This window comes from Streptomyces sp. TLI_55 (assembly GCF_900206255.1).
GTDB lineage: Bacteria > Actinomycetota > Actinomycetes > Streptomycetales > Streptomycetaceae > Streptomyces > Streptomyces aquilus.
Window position 1 is genome coordinate 2,074,810 of record NZ_OAOJ01000001.1, and the last position, 16,839, is coordinate 2,091,648.

15 protein-coding genes are annotated in these 16,839 nt (G+C 72.2%); 7 read left to right on the forward strand and 8 right to left on the reverse strand.

The window, feature by feature from the left end; translation table 11 throughout:
• The first annotated feature begins 17 nt into the window (after positions 1–17).
• Entirely contained in the window at positions 18–1,028 is a 1,011-nt protein-coding gene (locus CRP56_RS09660; protein WP_097262276.1) for a CopD family protein, read from the forward strand.
• A 40-nt stretch (positions 1,029–1,068) separates the two neighbouring features.
• On the opposite strand, the gene CRP56_RS09665 is transcribed toward CRP56_RS09660, so the two are convergent.
• From CRP56_RS09665 to CRP56_RS09700, 8 genes are all read right to left on the reverse strand, one after another.
• A complete protein-coding gene (locus tag CRP56_RS09665) occupies positions 1,069–2,112 on the reverse strand; it encodes a zinc-dependent alcohol dehydrogenase family protein (protein WP_097262278.1) in 1,044 nt (347 codons plus the stop codon).
• Positions 2,113–2,147: 35 nt separating this feature from the next.
• Entirely contained in the window at positions 2,148–2,867 is a 720-nt protein-coding gene (locus tag CRP56_RS09670) for a lysoplasmalogenase (protein WP_097262280.1), read from the reverse strand.
• Positions 2,816–3,682: a sterol desaturase family protein gene (locus CRP56_RS09675; protein WP_097262282.1), complete on the reverse strand. Its 867-nt coding sequence runs from the start codon at positions 3,680–3,682 to the stop codon at positions 2,816–2,818. Before CRP56_RS09675 ends, CRP56_RS09670 begins: the two co-directional genes overlap by 52 nt.
• 113 nt (positions 3,683–3,795) lie before the next feature.
• Positions 3,796–4,506, reverse strand: a complete 711-nt coding sequence (locus CRP56_RS09680) for a VIT1/CCC1 transporter family protein (protein WP_097262285.1) — start codon at positions 4,504–4,506, stop codon at positions 3,796–3,798.
• Between the two features lie 46 nt (positions 4,507–4,552).
• Complete coding sequence (locus tag CRP56_RS09685) at positions 4,553–5,779, reverse strand: amidohydrolase family protein (RefSeq protein ID WP_097262288.1); 1,227 nt, start codon at positions 5,777–5,779, stop codon at positions 4,553–4,555.
• Positions 5,776–7,059 (reverse strand): amidohydrolase family protein, encoded by a 1,284-nt coding sequence (locus tag CRP56_RS09690; protein ID WP_097262290.1) that lies wholly within the window; start codon positions 7,057–7,059, stop codon positions 5,776–5,778. The genes CRP56_RS09685 and CRP56_RS09690 overlap by 4 nt, the downstream gene beginning before the upstream one ends.
• Before the next feature lie 10 nt (positions 7,060–7,069).
• On the reverse strand, positions 7,070–7,954 hold the full coding sequence (locus CRP56_RS09695) for an SDR family NAD(P)-dependent oxidoreductase (RefSeq protein ID WP_097262292.1): 885 nt from the start codon (positions 7,952–7,954) through the stop codon (positions 7,070–7,072).
• Complete coding sequence (locus CRP56_RS09700; protein WP_097262294.1) at positions 7,954–8,751, reverse strand: acetoacetate decarboxylase family protein; 798 nt, start codon at positions 8,749–8,751, stop codon at positions 7,954–7,956. Before CRP56_RS09700 ends, CRP56_RS09695 begins: the two co-directional genes overlap by 1 nt.
• Positions 8,752–8,851: 100 nt before the next feature.
• Here CRP56_RS09700 and CRP56_RS09705 point away from each other — a divergent pair, with 100 nt between their 5' ends.
• The 6 genes from CRP56_RS09705 (at position 8,852) to CRP56_RS09735 (ending at position 16,835) form a co-directional block, all read left to right on the forward strand.
• Positions 8,852–9,487 (forward strand): TetR/AcrR family transcriptional regulator, encoded by a 636-nt coding sequence (locus tag CRP56_RS09705; RefSeq protein ID WP_097262295.1) that lies wholly within the window; start codon positions 8,852–8,854, stop codon positions 9,485–9,487.
• Between the two features lie 158 nt (positions 9,488–9,645).
• Positions 9,646–12,660, forward strand: coding sequence for an MXAN_6230/SCO0854 family RING domain-containing protein (locus tag CRP56_RS48325; protein WP_257040402.1), 3,015 nt, complete (start codon positions 9,646–9,648; stop codon positions 12,658–12,660).
• A 105-nt stretch (positions 12,661–12,765) separates the two neighbouring features.
• On the forward strand, positions 12,766–13,752 hold the full coding sequence (locus CRP56_RS09720; RefSeq protein WP_097262296.1) for a DEDDh family exonuclease: 987 nt from the start codon (positions 12,766–12,768) through the stop codon (positions 13,750–13,752).
• Positions 13,753–13,843: 91 nt separating this feature from the next.
• On the forward strand, positions 13,844–14,077 hold the full coding sequence (locus tag CRP56_RS09725; protein ID WP_079083468.1) for a hypothetical protein: 234 nt from the start codon (positions 13,844–13,846) through the stop codon (positions 14,075–14,077).
• Positions 14,078–14,146: 69 nt separating this feature from the next.
• Positions 14,147–14,953: an SURF1 family cytochrome oxidase biogenesis protein gene (locus CRP56_RS09730; protein ID WP_097262297.1), complete on the forward strand. Its 807-nt coding sequence runs from the start codon at positions 14,147–14,149 to the stop codon at positions 14,951–14,953.
• A gap of 94 nt (positions 14,954–15,047) precedes the next feature.
• Entirely contained in the window at positions 15,048–16,835 is a 1,788-nt protein-coding gene (locus CRP56_RS09735) for a glycoside hydrolase family 15 protein (protein ID WP_097262298.1), read from the forward strand.
• Positions 16,836–16,839: the final 4 nt, after the last annotated feature.

The window sequence follows — 16,839 nt, forward strand, 5'->3', positions numbered from 1 at the left end:
CTGGTGAACATCTTGAGGTGACCTTGATAAGACCCAGCACCGGGGCGCCGGACGCCGGCGGACCGCTGCCGCGCCGGTCCGGCACCGCCCGCGCCGTCGCCGTTCTCGTCCTGGTGGCCCTCGGGGCCCTGATACCCCTGCTCGGTCCGTCCGCCGCGCTGCACGGCACCGGGGAGGCGGCGGCGCCCGGCGACAGCGGCATCGCGCTGCTGCGGGCGGTGCTGTTCACCGCGCTCTGCGTTCCGGTGGGCGAGCTGTTCGTGACCCGGCTGGCCCGCGCGGTGCCCGGCGCTCCCCGGGCCATGCCGCGCAGTTGGGCCGTGTACGCCGCGTGCGCCGGTCTCGTGGCCGCCCTGGGGCTGGCCTCGGTCGTGTCGACCGGGAACCTCGTGCCGCACAGCTTCGCCGAGATCGACATCGGCGGTTTGTACGACTCCCGGGACGGCAAGCTCGCGCTCGTCGAGGTCAACGCGTTCCTCGTGGCGGGGCTGTGCGCCCGTTCCACCCGCCCGGCCTCCCAGGCCTGGCCGCTGGCCGCGGTCGTGGTCGCCGAGGCGCTGCGGGCCCATCCGACGACCGAGCACGAACCGCTGGTCGGGTCGGGGCTGACGCTCGTTCATCTGACCTGTGCGGCGCTGTGGGTGGGCGGACTGCTGTACGCCCTGCGGACGCTCCGGGGGTGGGGGGCGTCGGAGGCGGGCTCGGCCCTGCTGGGGCTCTACGCGCGCGTGGCCGCCGTACTGCTGGCCGCGATCACGGCGACCGGGGTGTGGAGCACCCTGCGCCGGATGCCGCCGGAGACGATCCTCGACCAGCTGACGACGACCGCGTACGGGCGCGTGCTGCTCGCCAAGGTGCTGCTGGTGGCCGCGGTCGCCGCGCTCGCCCTGTGGGCGCGGCTCCGGCTGCGCCGGGCGCCCGACCCGTTGACCGCCTGCTCCCCCGCGCGGGTGGAGGTCGCCCTGCTGGGCGTGGTGGTCGTGGTGTCGGGGCTGCTGACGGCGCTGCCGTTGCCGATCCGCTGGTGAGCGCGAGGCTCAGCCGGTGTTCCGCTGGTGGGCGCGAGGCTCAGCCGGTGACCAGGACCTTGAGCGCCGTGCGCTCGTCCATCGCCTTGTAGCCGCCCGGTACGCCCTCCATGCCGACGGTCAGGTCGAAGACGGGCGACGGGTCGATGCTGCCGTCCAGGATGTCGGGCAGCAGCTCGGGGATGTACGCGCGGACCGGCGCGACGCCGCCGCGCAGGCCGATGTTCCGGTCGAACATGACGCCGAGGTCGAGCCCGGTGCCGCTGCCGTGCGGGACGCCGACCCAGCCGACGGTGCCGCCGTCGCGGGCGATGCCGACCGCCGTGCGCATGGACTGCTCGGTGCCGACGGCTTCGACGACGGCGTGCGCGCCCTGGCCGCCGGTCAGTTCACGGACGGCCTCGACGGCCGCGTCGCCGCGCTCGGCGACGACGTCGGTGGCGCCGAAGCGGCGGGCGATGTCGGTGCGGGCCTCGTGGCGGCCCAGCGCGATGATCCGCTCGGCGCCCAGCCGCTTGGCGGCGAGGACCGCGCACAGGCCGACGGCCCCGTCACCGACGACTGCAACGGTGGCACCCGCGCGGGCACCGGCACCGAGGGCGGCGTGGTGGCCGGTGCCCAGGACGTCGGAGAGGGTCAGCAGGGCGGACAGCAGGTGGTCGTCGGAGGCCGCCTCCTTGGGCAGCTGCACGAGGGTGCCGTCGGCGAAGGGCACGCGCACGGCCTCGCCCTGGCCGCCGTCGTAGCCGACGGAGCCCCAGAAACCGCCGTGCTCGCAGGAGGTGTTCAGGCCTTCGCGGCAGTAGTCGCAGACGCCGTCGGACCACATGAAGGGCGCGACGACCAGGTCTCCGCGCCGCACGGTGTCCACCTCGGAGCCGGTCTCCTCGACGATGCCGAGGAACTCGTGCCCGATGCGCTGCCCCGGCTGCCGGGCGGCCTGCCCGCGGTACGCCCACAGGTCGCTGCCGCAGATGCAGGCGCGCAGCACGCGCACCACGGCGTCGGTGGGCAGCTGCACGACCGGGTCGGGCACGTCCTCCACGCGCATGTCGAAGGGGGCGTGGATGGTGGTGGCGCGCATGCGAGGGTCCTTCTCGTCCGGGGTGGTACGTGCGCTCAGGGGGTGGTCGAGCGCACTTCACCGTACGCCGCCCCGGGCAGCCGTCGCTCGCCGAGGGCACCAGTGACCAGCAGGTACTGCGCGGCCACATAGGTCAGCATGATCCACAGGTCGGGGCGCGGCAGCTGGTCCCAGTCGGCGACACCGCTCGCGATGAGCGTGTCGGAGAGGACGAAGAGCACACCCCCGATCCCAGCCACGCGGCCCATGCGGGCGGCGGCGAGGTACGCCATGACCGTGAGCAGGACGCTGTAGCCGGCGACGGGGACGCGCAGGTCGGCGGGGAGGTCCGGCCAGAGGGACTGGATCGTGGTCGCCAGCACGACGACGTAGATGACGGAGAGGAAGCCGCCCCGCGCGCGTACCGTCGCGATGTCCGTGCCGTACTTCTGGAACAGCACGATGTAGCAGACGTGTCCGGCCGCGAAGGAGGCCATCCCCGCGAGGAAGGCCGGGTCGGCGTCGAAGAGCAGCAGGACGTCGCCGCCCCAGCCGAAGAGCAGGGCGGCGATCAGGAGGCGGGGCGCGCCTCTGGACGCCGCGTACGCGGCCAGGAGCGGCATCAGCAGGGGCTTGGCGACCAGGTGCCCGATGTCCCACCCGGCGGCCAGGGAGGCGAGGTCCACGGCGGCGGTGAGGGCGAAGGCCCTGAGGAGGAGGCGTGTCACGCGGCGATGATCTCCTTGGCCGGCTCCGCGGCGGTAGCGGGTTTCCATCCCGGACCCCGGAAGAGGATCCCCGCGCGGTCGCGCCACCTTCGGGCCGCCTTGATGTCCTTGGCGATCGACATGTACTCGTGGGTGGCCACCTTGATCGGGTTGAACGTGTTGATGTTCTTGGTCAACCCGTAGACGGGCCGGTCGGTCTCGGCGACGAACGAGCCGAAGAGCCGGTCCCAGACGATGAGGATGCCGCCGAAGTTGCGGTCCAGGTAGCCGCCCTGCGAGGCGTGGTGGACCCGGTGGTGGGAGGGCGTGTTGAGGACGAACTCGAACCACCGGGGCATCTTGTCGATGCGCTCGGTGTGGATCCAGAACTGGTAGACGAGGTTCGCCGAGGAGCAGAACGCGAGGGCGGCCGGGTGCACACCGGCGGCGATGAGCGGCAGGTAGAACGGCCAGACCGTCAGCGAGGTCCAGGGCTGCCGCAGCGCGGTGGTGAGGTTGAACTTCTCGCTGGAGTGGTGGACGACGTGGCAGGCCCACAGGATGCGGATGACGTGGTGGCCGCGGTGCGACCAGTAGTAGAAGAAGTCCTGCGCGAGCAGCATCAGCGGGACGGTCCACCACAGCACGGGGACGCGCAGGGGCGTGAGTGCGTACACCGCGGTGTAGATCGCGACGATCGGGATCTTCCACAGGAAGTCGAAGACGAGGCTCCCCAGGCCCATACCGACGCTGGTCGCGGCGTCCTTCGTCTCGTATCCGGCGGCGTCCTCCTCGGGATGGATGCGGACGCTGATCATCTCGACCACGGTGAGCAGCACGAAGGCGGGTATCGACCACAGCACGACATCGGGCAGGTTCGGCATGCTCGCACCGTAGAACCGCTGGTCGGCCGCGACTAGACGTTGTTACTCACAAGTATTACCGGCGGTACGCGCTTACTTGTTGGTGATCTCCGCCAAAGTCTGCACGGGCGGTTTCAGACTCCGGCCGCGCCCAGCAGTGCCCCCGCCGCGTAGGTGACGCCCATGGCCAGCGCACCGCCCGCCACGTTCCGCAGCATCGCCCGGCCCGGGTCGGCCGCGCCGAGGCGGGCGCTGCTCCAGCCGGTGAGGACGAGGGCGGCGAGGACGGAGACCACGGTGACCGCGAGGCGCCAGCCGGCCGGGGGCAGGACCATCGCCAGCAGCGGGAGCAGGGCGCCCGCCGTGAACGCCAGGAAGCTCGCCCAGGCGGCGTGCCAGGGGTTGGTCAGCTGGTCGGGGTCGATGCCGAGCTCCACGCGCGCGTGGGCGCGCAGGGCGTCCCGCGCGGTGAGCTGCTCGGCGGCCTCGCGGGCCACCTCCCGGGACAGGCCGCGTCCCTCCAGCAGCCCGGTGAGCTCCTCCAGCTCGGCCTCCGGCTGCTCGCGCAGCTCCCGCTTCTCCAGCGCCAGGGCCGCCTTCTCCGAGTCGCGCTGGGTGGAGACGGACACGTACTCGCCGGCCGCCATGGACATCGACCCGGCGAGCAGTCCGGCCAGACCCGCCGTCAGCAGGGCGGAGCGGTCATCGGTGGCGCCGGCCACGCCGACGACGAGGCCCGCGGTGGACACGATGCCGTCGTTGGCGCCGAGGACGGCGGCCCGCAGCCAGTTCAGCCGCTCACCGAGGGCACCGCCGTGGGTCTCGTCATGCGTGGGTTCGGTCATGGACGGGAGGATGGCATCCCGGGGGACGGCGGCCCGGCACCGACGCTCACCACACCCGTACCGACGCCCCCTTCGCGAACACCGGGCTCGTCGCGTCCGCCGGCGGTTCCTCCAGTGGCTCCGCGATCTCCTCCACCGTGGGTCCCGCCTTCGCCGCGATCGGGTCGAGGAGGTCGAGGTCGAAGCCGTACACGCGCGCGGCGTTGCCGCCGATCATCGCCGCGACCTCGTCGCGGGGCACGCGCGCGTAGGCGTGGCGCAGGCCCTCGCGCGTGTACGGGTAGGTGCCCTCGTCGTGCGGGTAGTCGCTGCCCCACATGATCTTGTCGACGCCGATCCGGTCCCGCAGCGGCACCTCGTGCGGGCGCATGAAACTGGCGCCGACGAAGCAGTTGTCACGCCAGACCTGTGAGGGCGCGGCGCCCATGCGGGCGGCGAGTCCGGCGCCGAACTTGGACTCCGCGGTGGAGGCCTTCGTCGCCGCCGCGACCAGGCGCCCGTGGTAGTAGTCCAGCATGTCCAGCACGCCGGGTATCCAGCCCGAGCCTTGCTCGGTGAGGACCAGCTTCAGCTCGGGATGGCGGCGGAAGGCGCCGCCGAAGACGAGGTGCCACAGCGCCCGGTGCGAGAACCAGGTCGTCTCGACCATGAAGACCGCGCGGGCGGCCGGTTCGTCGCCGAGCGGCGGGGACGCCGACCCCGCGTGGTGGTTGACGGGGACGCCGAGCTCCGCGCAGACCGCCCAGAGCGGGTCGTACGCCGACGAGTACAGCTCGGGCAGGCCCGAGCCGGGCGGCGTGCCGGGGAGCAGGAGGCCGCCCTTGAGGCCCGCTTCGGCGGCCCACCGGACCTCCTCGACGGCCTCCTCGACGTCGTTGAGGAGGATCTGGAAGACACCCGCGCGGCGACCGGGCGCGGCGGCGCAGAAGTCCGCGAGCCAGCGGTTGTGGGCGCGCAGACCGGCCCAGCGGCGCTCGAAGTCCTCCGCGGTGGGTGCGAGCGCCATGAGCGAACCCGACGGGAAGAACGGCGGGACCGTGTTCGGGAACACCACCTCCGCGACGATCCCGTCCGCCTCCAGCTCCGCGAGCCGCCGCTCGGAGTTCCAGTTCCTGTCGGCGGTGTCGGCGAGCAGGTCCTCGTACGGGTTGACGTAGGTCGCCGCCCACGCGTCGAACTCGTCGTGGTACCGCTTCTCCAGGTAGGGCCGGTAGTCGAGGAGGTCGGCGCCCGCGTGGCAGTCGGCCGAGATCACCGTGTAGCGGTCGGTCATGAGGATGCCCCCAGGACAGGGAAGTCGTGGTCGGTCAGCCAGTGCCGGCCCACCTCGCGCGAGCGCGCCCAGGACGCCTCCACGGCCGTCTGGTCGGCACTCTGGCCGAGGTCGGCGGGGGTGGGGCCGATGCGGTGGGCGAGCGGGGTCAGTTTCTCGACGTCGAAGCCGAAGGCGTCGGCCGCGGCGAGGCCCAGCATGCGGCGGGTCTCCGCGACCGGGATGTCGTGGAAGGTGCGTCGCAGCCACGCGCGTGTGTCGGGCCAGGTGCCCTCGGGGTGCGGGAAGTCGCTGCCCCAGAGGATGTTGTCGACGCCGATCTCGTAACGCTGGGCGAGTTCGCGGCGCTTGGTGTTGGTGGCGCAGACGAAGACCTGCCGGTCGAGGTACTCGTGCGGCGGGCGCTTCAGTTCCTGGAACGGGGAGAGCTTCTTGCCGCCGTGCGCGCCGAGATAGAGGCGGTCCATGAACCACAGCAGGTTCGGCAGCCACCAGCAGCCCGACTCCGCGACACCGAACCTGAGCCCGGGGTGGCGTTCGAAGACGCCGGACCAGAGCAGGAACCACAGCGGCCGGGCGGGCCACCAGGTCACCTCGCTGACGTAGATGCCCAGATGGTCGCCGTACTCATGGCGCGGGGCCGCTCCCGAGTGGGTGAGCACCGGCATCGCGCACTCGGCGGCCGCCGCCCACACCGGGTCGTAACGGCGGTCGTGGTACGGCTCCTTGTCGACCCACATGGACGGGATCATCAGGGCGCCGAGGCCGGACTCCTTGGCGCGGTACACCTCGGCGACGACCCGCTCGGCCGGGGCCGTGACCGGCAACAGGGCGACCCCGCAGTGCCGTTCGGGGTGCTCGGACACGAAGTCGGCCAGCCAGCGGTTGTGCGCCTGCGCGCCGGCCATGCCCAGCTCCGGGTCCTGGTCGCCGGAGAGCCCGAGGCCCACCCCGAAGGGCGCCGCCGTCTGGCTGTCGACCGCGTCGGCGTCCGGGAAGACGACCTCGGCGGCCACCCCGTCGCCGTCCAGCTCCTTGAGCCGCTGCGCGGTGTCCCAGCCCCCGCGCAGGCCCTCCTCGTTGTCCTGGAACCACTTGGCCGCGAACGCCTCGTTGCGGATGCCGAGCCGGGTCATCTCCTCGCGGCGCCGCTCGCGACCGGCGAGGAAGTCGTCGAAGTCCCGGTGGAAGCGGGCGTCCAGATAGGGCCGGTACTCCTCGGTGGGCAGCCCGGCGTGGCAGTCGGAGGAGATGATCAGATAGGGCTCCTGGTCGGTCACGTCGACCCCCTCAGTCGAGAATGAAGTTCTCCAGGTACGCCGGGTTCGCGCGGTCCAGCATCGACTGGGCACGCGCGCGTATCTGCGCGTCGCTGTGCTCGCTCGGCGGCAGCATCCAGAAGCGGTCCGCGCGGATGCCGTCCACGACGGTCTCGGCCACCTCCTCGACGGGCGTGAAGCGCACCTCCCGGCCCGCTTCCCGCATCGCGGCCTCCCACTGGTCGAGGCTGCGGTACGGCGTCCTGCGGGGCCGCTCCTTGGCGTACCGCTCGGGGCGGTTGCGGTGCGACTCCCACAGGCCGGTGCGCAGCATGTGCGGTCCCGGGAAGAGCACCGAGGCGCCCACGCGCGCGTGCTCGGCCTTCAGATGGGCGTACAGGGACTCGGTCATCGTCACCACGGCCGCCTTGGTGACCGCGTAGACGGAGGCGGTGGGGAGCGGGGCGATGCCGCCGTCGCCGGAGGATGTATTGACCACATGACCGGGTCGACCCGACTTGATCATGTGCGGGACGAACGCCTGGACACCGTGGAAGACGCCCCACACATTGACGGAGAACGCCCACTTCCAGTCGTTCGGTTCGTGCTCCCACATCCGCCCCTCGGCGCCCGAGCCGACCCCGGCGTTGTTGCACAGCACATGGACGGCGCCGTACGTCTCGTAAGCGAAGTCGGCCAGTTCCAGCACCTGTTCGCGCTCGCCGACGTCGACCACGCGCGCGTGCACGTCGGCGCCCTCCGCGCGGAGCGCCGCGACGGCCGCGTCCAGCGCCGGTCGCTCGACGTCGGCGAGGACGACCTTCAGCCCCTCGGCGGCGAACCGGCGGACCATCGCGAGACCGACGCCGCTCGCGGCACCGGTGACGACGGCGACCTGACCGGGAAGGAGATCCATCAGGCGCTCCCCTCCGGAGGGCCGTCCAGCACCTGCGCCGGATCGTCGTAGCGCTGATGGACGTACGGCAGCAACGCCCGCGCGTCCACCCGTTCGACGACCTTGCCGCGCTGGTCGCTGGTCTTCTCACCGATGGTGATCTCCACCAGCCGGCGCACCGGCAGGTCGGCCACCGGGTCGTACATCGACTCGCGCAGGACGACGTCGCCGGTGATCCGCTCCAGGCGGCGCACCTTCTCGTTGCGCAGACAGTGCACGAGCACCGGGTCGCCGTCGAAGCCCGAACCGTCCACCGCGGGAAGGAACTTGAAGTAGAAGTCGGTCTTCTGGGCGGGCTCCGGCAGCGGCAGCGCACCGGCGACCGCGCCGCGCACCTCCACGAAGGCGATGCCGTGCCGGGCGAGGAAGGCGCGGACGACCAGGCCCTCGCGCTCCACGACGACCTCGCCGAGCTTCTTGGGCTCGCCGAACACCTCACGGCCGCCGATCAGGGCCCGCTCGTGGGTCATCGGCATGACCAGCGGGTACCAGCCGTCGACGCCGTCATGCGAGGCCGCGACCGCGAACGAGCCCGCGCCGAGCGGGTATCCGGGCAGGTCGACCTTGCTGATGTTCACCCGGGCCAGCGGCCTGCCCGTGGGCTTCAGGGGAGGCGGCAGGACCGCCGCGACCGCGTCGGGGTCGGTCTCCCAGACGGCCACCACCCCGGTGGACCAGATGTCGGGAAGCCTCGCGCTCGCGGTGCGCGCGGCCGCGATCTCCGCCTCGGTCCGCGCGCCGTACCGTACGCGTGCCATGCCGTACCGCCCTTCTTCTGATGGGCCGTCACCTGTAACACAGTTACAGCAGACCTCCGGCGGGGTAAATACGCGTGCACGCACGGGACTTGGGGGCAGCATGGCGAGAGCGTCGCTCACCAGGGACGACGTCCTGGACACAGCCGCGAACCTGGTGAAGCAGCACGGCCCCGAGGCGCTGACGATGCGCAGGCTCGCCGCCGAGCTGGGCACCGCCGTCACCTCGATCTACTGGCACGTCGGCAACCGCGAGTCCCTGCTGGACGCCCTCGTACGGCGGACCGTGGCCGAGCTCGGCGAGATCAGGCCCGCCGGGCGCACCCCGGCCGAGCGGGTCGTGTCCGTGGCCCGCATCCTGCGCCGGCGGCTGCGCGAGCATCCGCACCTCGTCGCGATGGTCCACGAACGCGGCCTGACCGAGCGGATGTTCCTGCCCGCCCAGCAGGCGCTGGTGCGCGAGGTGCACGCGGCCGGGCTGCGGGGCGCCCGCGCGGCGGAGGCGGTGCGGGCCGTGCAGTTCCAGGTCGTGGGCTTCGTCCTCGTGGAGCGCAACCGTGAACGGGCGCCCGCGCAGCAGCCCACGGAGGACCGCTACGACGACCCCGCGCTCGCCCGCGCCTTCGCCCGGCCCGTCGACGAGGAACGGCTGTTCGTGACGTCCGTACGGGCCCTCACGCAGTCGCTGCTCAGCAGCGAGGAAGCCGCTCGGAAAGGAGAAGAAGCCGCTCGGCGATAAATTCGGTGGCGCCCGCCGACACCGTCCTCCTACAGTCGTGATCGCGGGGACGGCTCCGCCGCGTGCTTCCTTCTCTCTTTCCTATGACAACGACAGCGCGCCCACTCTCCGTCCCCGCCTCTGAGACTTCTCTCCACCTTCCCCCAGGGGGCTTCCGCTTGTCCGTACTGTCGTCCGTGCTGCTCCGCCGCCTCCGTACCGTCTACGTCGACCAGGCCGGGCCGCGCCCGGGCGACCCGTCGACGGCGCCAGGGCTCGTAGCGCTCGAAGCCGAGCTGCTGGACCGGGGATTCGCGCCGACGGCGGAGCTGCACGCGGCGCTCGCCTGGCTGGGGCCCGCCGGGCTCGCGGACGCAGGCAAGCAGCTCGTCCGGCACATCGACGCCGAACTGGGCGCGGACCGCACCCACATGCCGATGTTCCGCAGCTTCCCGGCCTCGGTGCCCGACGACACCTTCCAGCTGTTCGTCGACCGGGTCTTCACCCTGCTGCTCCAATGGCCGAAGCAGCCGTGCGTGCTGTGCGGCACGGTCGGCAGCGTGCACCCCGTGTCCCCGTGCGCGCATCTGGTGTGCCGGGAGTGCTGGGACGGCGCGGACTACGCGGGCTGCCCGATCTGCCATCGCCGCATCGACCGCGACGACCCCTTCCTGAAGCCCGCGCCACCGCGTCACGCGCGTGAAGTCGCCGTGGGCCCGCTGAAGTTGCTCACGCTCGGCAAGGACTCCCGGGCGGACGCGGTGCGGGCGCTGCTGCGGCTGCTGGCCCGGCGGACCCCACTGCCGCCGCAGGACCGCGACGACGTGAAGATCCTGCTGGCGCACGCCCCGGCCGACCTGGGCTGGTTCCCCGACGACATCCCGGTGCGCCAGACCAAGGCGCTGGCCCTCGGCATGCTGCTGCTCGACCGGCACACGCGCGTGGCGGCCACCGGGCTGCTCGACACACAGCTGACGACCGCGACGGACGTGCTGCGGCTGCTGTGCGTGTGGTCCGGCGGCGACGGCGACCTGCTGGAGCCGCCGCGCATGCGCTCGCTCCCGCGCGCGTTGCGGCGCCGGCTGCTCGGCATCCTCGACGCACTGGCGATGCCGTCGCTGGTCGAGGACGTGCTGCGGCACCCGGGCGCCTGGAAGCGCGCCGCCGAGATCCTGCACCCGTACGAGCAGCACGCCCGCCACCCGAAGGCCGCGCTCGCCTTCGCGGTCCTGCGCGCCACGGACGTCTCCGAGGGCGCCCTCGGCGAGGCACTGCTGCGGACTGCGGCGGAGCATCCCGACGCGGTGCGGGTGACTCGGGGCGATGGGGCGGGGACGGCCGGGGAGCACCCTGCCGAGGCGCGAACGGCCGGGCAGCACCCTGCCGAGGCACGGGCGGCCGCAGAACAGATCGCCGAGGCGCGGACGGCCAGGGAACAGCCCACCGAGGCGCGGGAGGCCGAGGAACAGCCCGCCGAGGCGCGGGCGGCCAGGGAACAACTCGCCGAAGCACGGACGGGCGCGGAACAACCCACCGAAGCCCGGACCGCCGAGGAACAACCCACCGAAGCCCCGACGAGCGCGGAACAACCCGCCGAAGCACGGACCGCCGAGGAACAACCCACCGAAGCCCCGACGAGCGCGGAACAACCCGCCGAAGCCCGGACCGGCGCGGAGCAGCCTGCCGGAGCGCGGACGGGCGCGGGAGACCCCGGCCAAGCGCTGGCGACCGGAACCCGCATCAAGCCCGCCACCTGGGCCGCACGTGTCGAACAGGCGTTGCACGAAGGCGACTTCGAGGCCGCTCTCGACCTGCTCGCCCAGCGCCCCGGGGAGTTGCTGCGCCGCCTCGACCATCTGCTGCGGCTGCGCGAACTCGACGTACTGCCGGACGGGTTCGGGGACACGCTGCGCCGGGTGCTGCCCAAGGCCGGTCCCGGGCCGCTGCTCGCCGTGCTCGGGCGGATGCGCATCCGTCATCTGCCGGGCGGGCGGCGGGTGTTCTTCCCGCGCGGCCAGGTGACGCACTCGTTCACGATCGACGACACGCGCGTGCCGCTGTCGCCGAAGGTGACGGACGCGGTCTGCGACCTGCTGGAGGCGGAGGCACTGCGCCGCCTCCGCCGGCACGACGAGCCCCGTCTCGACCTGTCCGTGCTCGACTCGGCACTCACCGGCCTCGCGGTGCCCGCCGCCGAGACCGCCGCCAGCAAGGCCCTCGTCACCGTCCCGCGCGGCAGCACACAACCCCTGCCCGAGGGTGAGGTGCTGCGGCTCTTCCTGCACTGGATGGAGCCCGCCAAGCAGCGCGTGGACCTCGACCTGTCGGTGGCTATGTACGACGCCGAGTGGAACTTCGCGGGCCTGTGCGACTACACCAACCTCGTCCATGAGGACCGCTCGGCCGTCCACTCCGGCGACCTGGTGTCGGCGCCCGCGCCGGACGGGGCGACCGAGTACGTGGACCTCGACCTGGCCGCACTCGCGGAGCGCGGTGTGCGCTACGCCCTGCCGGTCGTCTTCAGCTTCAACGACATCGCGTTCGACGACCTCCTGGACGCCTTCGCCGGCTTCATGGCGCTGCCCTCCGCGGCCGAGGAGGACCGGAACGCGTCGTACGACCCGCGTACGGTCCGTCAGCGCTACGACCTGGTGGGCGACTCGCGCATCCACGTCCCGATGCTGGTCGACCTCGACCGCCGTACGTTCCTGTGGACCGACCTCCACCTCCCGGCCGACGAGGGCTTCCACAGCCTGTACCGGCACGGCGCCGACCTCGGCCGGGTCGCCCAGGACCTGCATCAGTACTTCGCGTCGGGCCGTACGACGCTGTGGGACCTGGCGGTGTGGCGGGCGGCCGCGCGCGGCGACGAGGTCTCGGTGATACGGCGCGCACCGCATCCGCGCGCCCTGGACGAACTGTGGCGCTACCGGCGGCACGAAGGGGAGCCGGACACCGCGTTCGCCGCGCGCGTGCGCGACCTCGAACCGCCCGAGGAGCGGCAACCCTCCGAGACGGCCGACGCCCTCGCGGGTGAAGCCGCGTCACACCGCCACGTGTTCCTGGCGCTCGTGCACGGGGGCGTGGCACCGGCGAGCGCGACCGGATCGGCGTACCGGCTGCTGCCGGGGCCGGTCGACGGCTGCGGGCTCGAAGCGCTGGCCGCGGGGGATCTGGTGGCGGCGCTGGGCTGAGAGTTCGAGGCCCGCTGGAGGAGCGCTGAAGTGCCCGGCACCGGAACAGGGTTGCGGGGCGGGTGGGCGCGGGACTGTCAGTGGGGGCCCGTATCCTCAGGGACCATGCTCGAAGACCGTACCGCCGAAGCGTCCTCCCCCACCCAGTGGCCGGCCGCGTATCCGAAGGGATACGCGGTCGTTGACGTGGAGACCACCGGACTGGCCCGCGACGACCGGATAATCTCCGCGGCCGTCTACCGGCTGGACGCGCGCGGCGAGGTCGAGGACCACTGGTACACGCTGGTCAACCCGGAGCGCGACCCGGGCCCGGTGTGGATCCACGGTCTGACGAGCGACGTGCTGGAGGGCGCGCCCCTGTTCCACGACATCGCCGAGGAGTTCTCGGCCCGGCTCGAGGGCCGGGTGCTCGTCGCGCACAACGCGGTCTTCGACTGGCAGATGATCGCCCGGGAGTACGCGCGCGCGGAGCGCGAGGCGCCGGTGCGGCAGCGGCTGTGCACCATCGCGCTGTCCAAGGAGCTCGCGCTGCCGCTGCCCAACCACAAGCTGGAGTCGCTGGCCGCCCACTTCGGCGTCGTCCAGCAGCGCGCGCACCACGCGCTCGACGACGCGCGCGTGCTGGCGGAGGCGTTCCGGCCGAGCCTCAGAGCGGCGGCCTCGCAGAGCATCCGGCTGCCGCTGCACGAGTGCCGGCCCCTGACGGAGTGGACGGACCGGGCCGCCGTGCCCCGGCAGCAGTCCTCGTACAGCAGCTACCGGCCGACCAGTTGGCGCCCCGCGCGCAAAAGGCCCGCATGCCCCTATCCCAACCCGGGCCGTTACGAAGAGGGCAAACCACTCAAGCAGGGCATGCGTATCGCGTTCTCCGGGGACACCTCGACCGAGCGCGACCTGCTGGAGGACCGCGCGATCGAGGCGGGGTTGCACGTCGCCACGAGCATCTCCCGGCTGACCAGCCTCCTCGTCACCAACGACCCCGACTCGGGCACGTCGAAGGTCGTCAAGGCCCGGCAGTACGGCACCCCGGTCGTCGACGAGGCGGCGTTCGGCCAGCTCCTGGGCAACGTGGCACCGGCGTCGGAGGCATGACCGTAGGGGCGACCGTACGGACGGGTGATTGCGCCGCGACTCGCCCGCCGCCCGCTCGCCCGCGCCGTACGGACGGCTCACCCTGTGGCGCATGGCGACTTGCGAAGTTTGCGGCAACAACTACGGCATGACCTTCGAGGTGCACGCCCAGGGCGCGGTCCACGTCTTCGACTGCTTCTCCTGCGCGATCCACCGCATGGCCCCGATCTGCGAGCACTGCCGGGTCCAGATCATCGGCCAGGGCGTCGAGGTGGAGGGCCACTGGTTCTGCGGTGCGCACTGCGCCCGCGCGGAGGGGAAGGTGGGCATCGTCGACCGGGTCTGACCACCGGGTCGACCCGATCCGGCACACCCCTGTGCGAACACCCCACGGCCCGAGTTGTACCGTCGTGGGGTGTACCGCTTCCTGTTGTCCCGGCAGTGGGTGATCCTCACGCTGGTCGCCCTCCTTCTCATCCCCACGATGATCAGGCTGGGCATCTGGCAGATGCACCGCTACGACGAGCGCACCGCCCGCAACCAGCTGGTCTCCGACGCGCTGGGCGCGAAGCCGGTGCCCGTGGAGACGCTGACGTCCCCGGGGCACACCGTGACCAGCAAGGAGCGGTACCACTCGGTGACCGCGAAGGGCCGGTTCGACACCGACCACGAGGTCGTCGTCCGCCGCCGCACCAACTCCGACGACGAGGTCGGCTACCACGTCCTGACCCCGTTCGTCCTGAACGACGGCAAGGTGCTGCTGGTCAACCGGGGCTGGATCGCCGCGGACGGCCCGAGCCAGACCGCGTTCCCGAAGATCCCCGCTCCCCCGCGCGGCGAGATCACCGTCACCGGGCGGCTGATGCCCGACGAGACGACCCGGGCGAGCGGCATCAAGGACCTCAAGGGCCTGCCCGACCGCCAGATCATGCTGATCAACAGCGCGCAGGAGGCGAAGCGGCTCGGCGCCGACGTCCTCGGCGGCTACATCGCCCAGACCGCGCCCGAACCCAAGGGCGACACCCCGGAGCTGATGGGCAGCAAGCCCGGCATGGAGAACGCCGCGCTGAACTTCGCGTACGCCTACCAGTGGTGGCTGTTCGCCGCGGCCGTGCCGATCGGCTGGGTCGTGCTGGTGCGGCGTGAGACGCGGGACCGCCGGGAGAAGGCGGAGAAGGAGTCGGGCGCGGAGTCGGAGGAGACGGAACCGGCCACGGTCTGAAGCCGGCCGGCCGCCGTCTGAGGCCGGCCGTTCGAAATCACTCGGGCGGCTCCACCCCGGATTGCCCCGCCACCCCTCCGGGAACCCGCATCCCGTGCACCCCCGTATCGAGGACTACGCCCTCATCGGCGACGAACAGACCGCGGCCCTGGTCGGCAAGGACGGCAGCGTCGACTGGCTGTGCCTGCCCCGGTTCGACTCGGCCGCCTGCTTCGCCCGGCTGCTCGGCGACGAGAACAACGGCCACTGGCGCATCGCGCCCCGCGACGGCCCGGACCGGTGCGCCCGCCGCGCCTACCGCCCCGGCACCCTCGTCCTGGACACCGAGTGGGAGACCGACACCGGCTCGGTGCGGGTCACCGATCTGATGCCCCAGCGCGACCGCGCCCCCGACCTCGTACGCGTCGTCGAAGGCCTCAGCGGCGAGGTCACCGTCCGCAGCACGCTCCGGCTGCGGTTCGACTACGGCTCGATCATGCCGTGGATGCGCAGGACCGACGGGCACCGGGTCGCCGTCGCCGGACCGGACTCGGCGTGGCTGCGCAGCGAACCCGAGGTGCGCACCTGGGGCGAGGACTTCGGCACGCACTCGGAGTTCACCGTCAAGAAGGGCGAGAAGGTGTCGTTCGTCCTCACCTGGCATCCCTCGCACGAGCCGCGTCCGCCGGAGACCGACCCGCTCGACGCGCTGCGCACCAGCGTCGAGGACTGGCAGGCGTGGTCGGACCGCTGCCGCTACGACGGCCCCTACAAGGACGTCGTCCTGCGCTCCCTGATCACGCTCAAGGCCCTCACCTACGCCCCGACCGGCGGCATCGTCGCCGCCGCCACCACCTCGCTGCCGGAGCAGCTGGGCGGCGTACGCAACTGGGACTACCGGTACTGCTGGCTGCGCGACTCCACGCTCACCCTCGGCGCGCTGCTGTCGGCGGGCTACCAGGAGGAGGCCGAGGCCTGGCGCAACTGGCTGCTGCGCGCGGTCGCGGGCGACCCGGCGGACCTCCAGATCATGTACGGCCTCGCGGGCGAGCGGCGGCTGCCCGAGTTCGAGCTGCCGTGGCTCACCGGGTTCCGCGGCTCGGCGCCGGTGCGGATCGGCAACGAGGCCGTGAAGCAGCTCCAACTGGACGTGTACGGCGAGGTCATAGACTCCCTCTCGCTGGCCCGGAGTTCGGGGCTGTCCGCCAAGCCGCACATCTGGTCCATCCAGTGCGCCCTGATGGATTTCCTGCGCGGGGCGTGGCGCCAGCCCGACGAGGGGTTGTGGGAGGTGCGCGGCGGGCGCCGTCAGTTCGTCCACTCCAAGGTGATGGTGTGGGTGGCCGCCGACAGGGCCGTGCGCGCCGCGGAGGAGAACCCCGAGTTGGACGGCGACATCGACGGCTGGCGGAAGATGCGCGACGAGGTGCACCGCGAGGTGTGCGAGAAGGGCTTCGACCCCGAGCGCAACACCTTCACCCAGTCCTACGGTTCGAGCGAGCTCGACGCCTCCCTGCTCCTCATCCCCCGCGTCGGCTTCCTGCCGCCCGACGATCCGCGCGTGATCGGCACCGTCGACGCGATCCGCGAGGAGCTGGGCCACGCCGGCTTCCTGCGCCGCTACAGCACCGACAGCACGACGGTCGACGGGCTGCCGGGCGACGAGGGCACGTTCCTCGTGTGCTCGTTCTGGCTGGCGGACGCACTGCACATGACGGGCCGCACGAAGGAGGCCCGCGAGCTGTTCGAGCGGCTCGTGGGGCTGGCCAACGACGTGGGGCTGCTGTCCGAGGAGTACGACCCGGCGCACGAGTGCCAGCTCGGCAACTTCCCGCAGGCGTTCAGCCACATCGGACTGGTGAACACCGCCCTCGCCCTGTTCGGGGACGAGGAGGCAGGATAGGGGC

Bases quoted from the DNA above. Each gene is read 5' to 3' on its own strand.
- CRP56_RS09665 (WP_097262278.1), bottom strand. From the start codon at position 2,112: ATGCGCGCCACCACCATCCACGCCCCCTTCGACATGCGCGTGGAGGAC.
- CRP56_RS09670 (WP_097262280.1), bottom strand. From the start codon at position 2,867: ATGGAAACCCGCTACCGCCGCGGAGCCGGCCAAGGAGATCATCGCCGC.
- CRP56_RS09675 (WP_097262282.1), bottom strand. From the start codon at position 3,682: ATGCCGAACCTGCCCGATGTCGTGCTGTGGTCGATACCCGCCTTCGTG.
- CRP56_RS09680 (WP_097262285.1), bottom strand. From the start codon at position 4,506: ATGACCGAACCCACGCATGACGAGACCCACGGCGGTGCCCTCGGTGAG.
- CRP56_RS09685 (WP_097262288.1), bottom strand. From the start codon at position 5,779: ATGACCGACCGCTACACGGTGATCTCGGCCGACTGCCACGCGGGCGCC.
- CRP56_RS09695 (WP_097262292.1), bottom strand. From the start codon at position 7,954: ATGGATCTCCTTCCCGGTCAGGTCGCCGTCGTCACCGGTGCCGCGAGC.
- CRP56_RS09700 (WP_097262294.1), bottom strand. From the start codon at position 8,751: ATGGCACGCGTACGGTACGGCGCGCGGACCGAGGCGGAGATCGCGGCC.
- CRP56_RS09705 (WP_097262295.1), top strand. From the start codon at position 8,852: ATGGCGAGAGCGTCGCTCACCAGGGACGACGTCCTGGACACAGCCGCG.
- CRP56_RS09720 (WP_097262296.1), top strand. From the start codon at position 12,766: ATGCTCGAAGACCGTACCGCCGAAGCGTCCTCCCCCACCCAGTGGCCG.
- CRP56_RS09725 (WP_079083468.1), top strand. From the start codon at position 13,844: ATGGCGACTTGCGAAGTTTGCGGCAACAACTACGGCATGACCTTCGAG.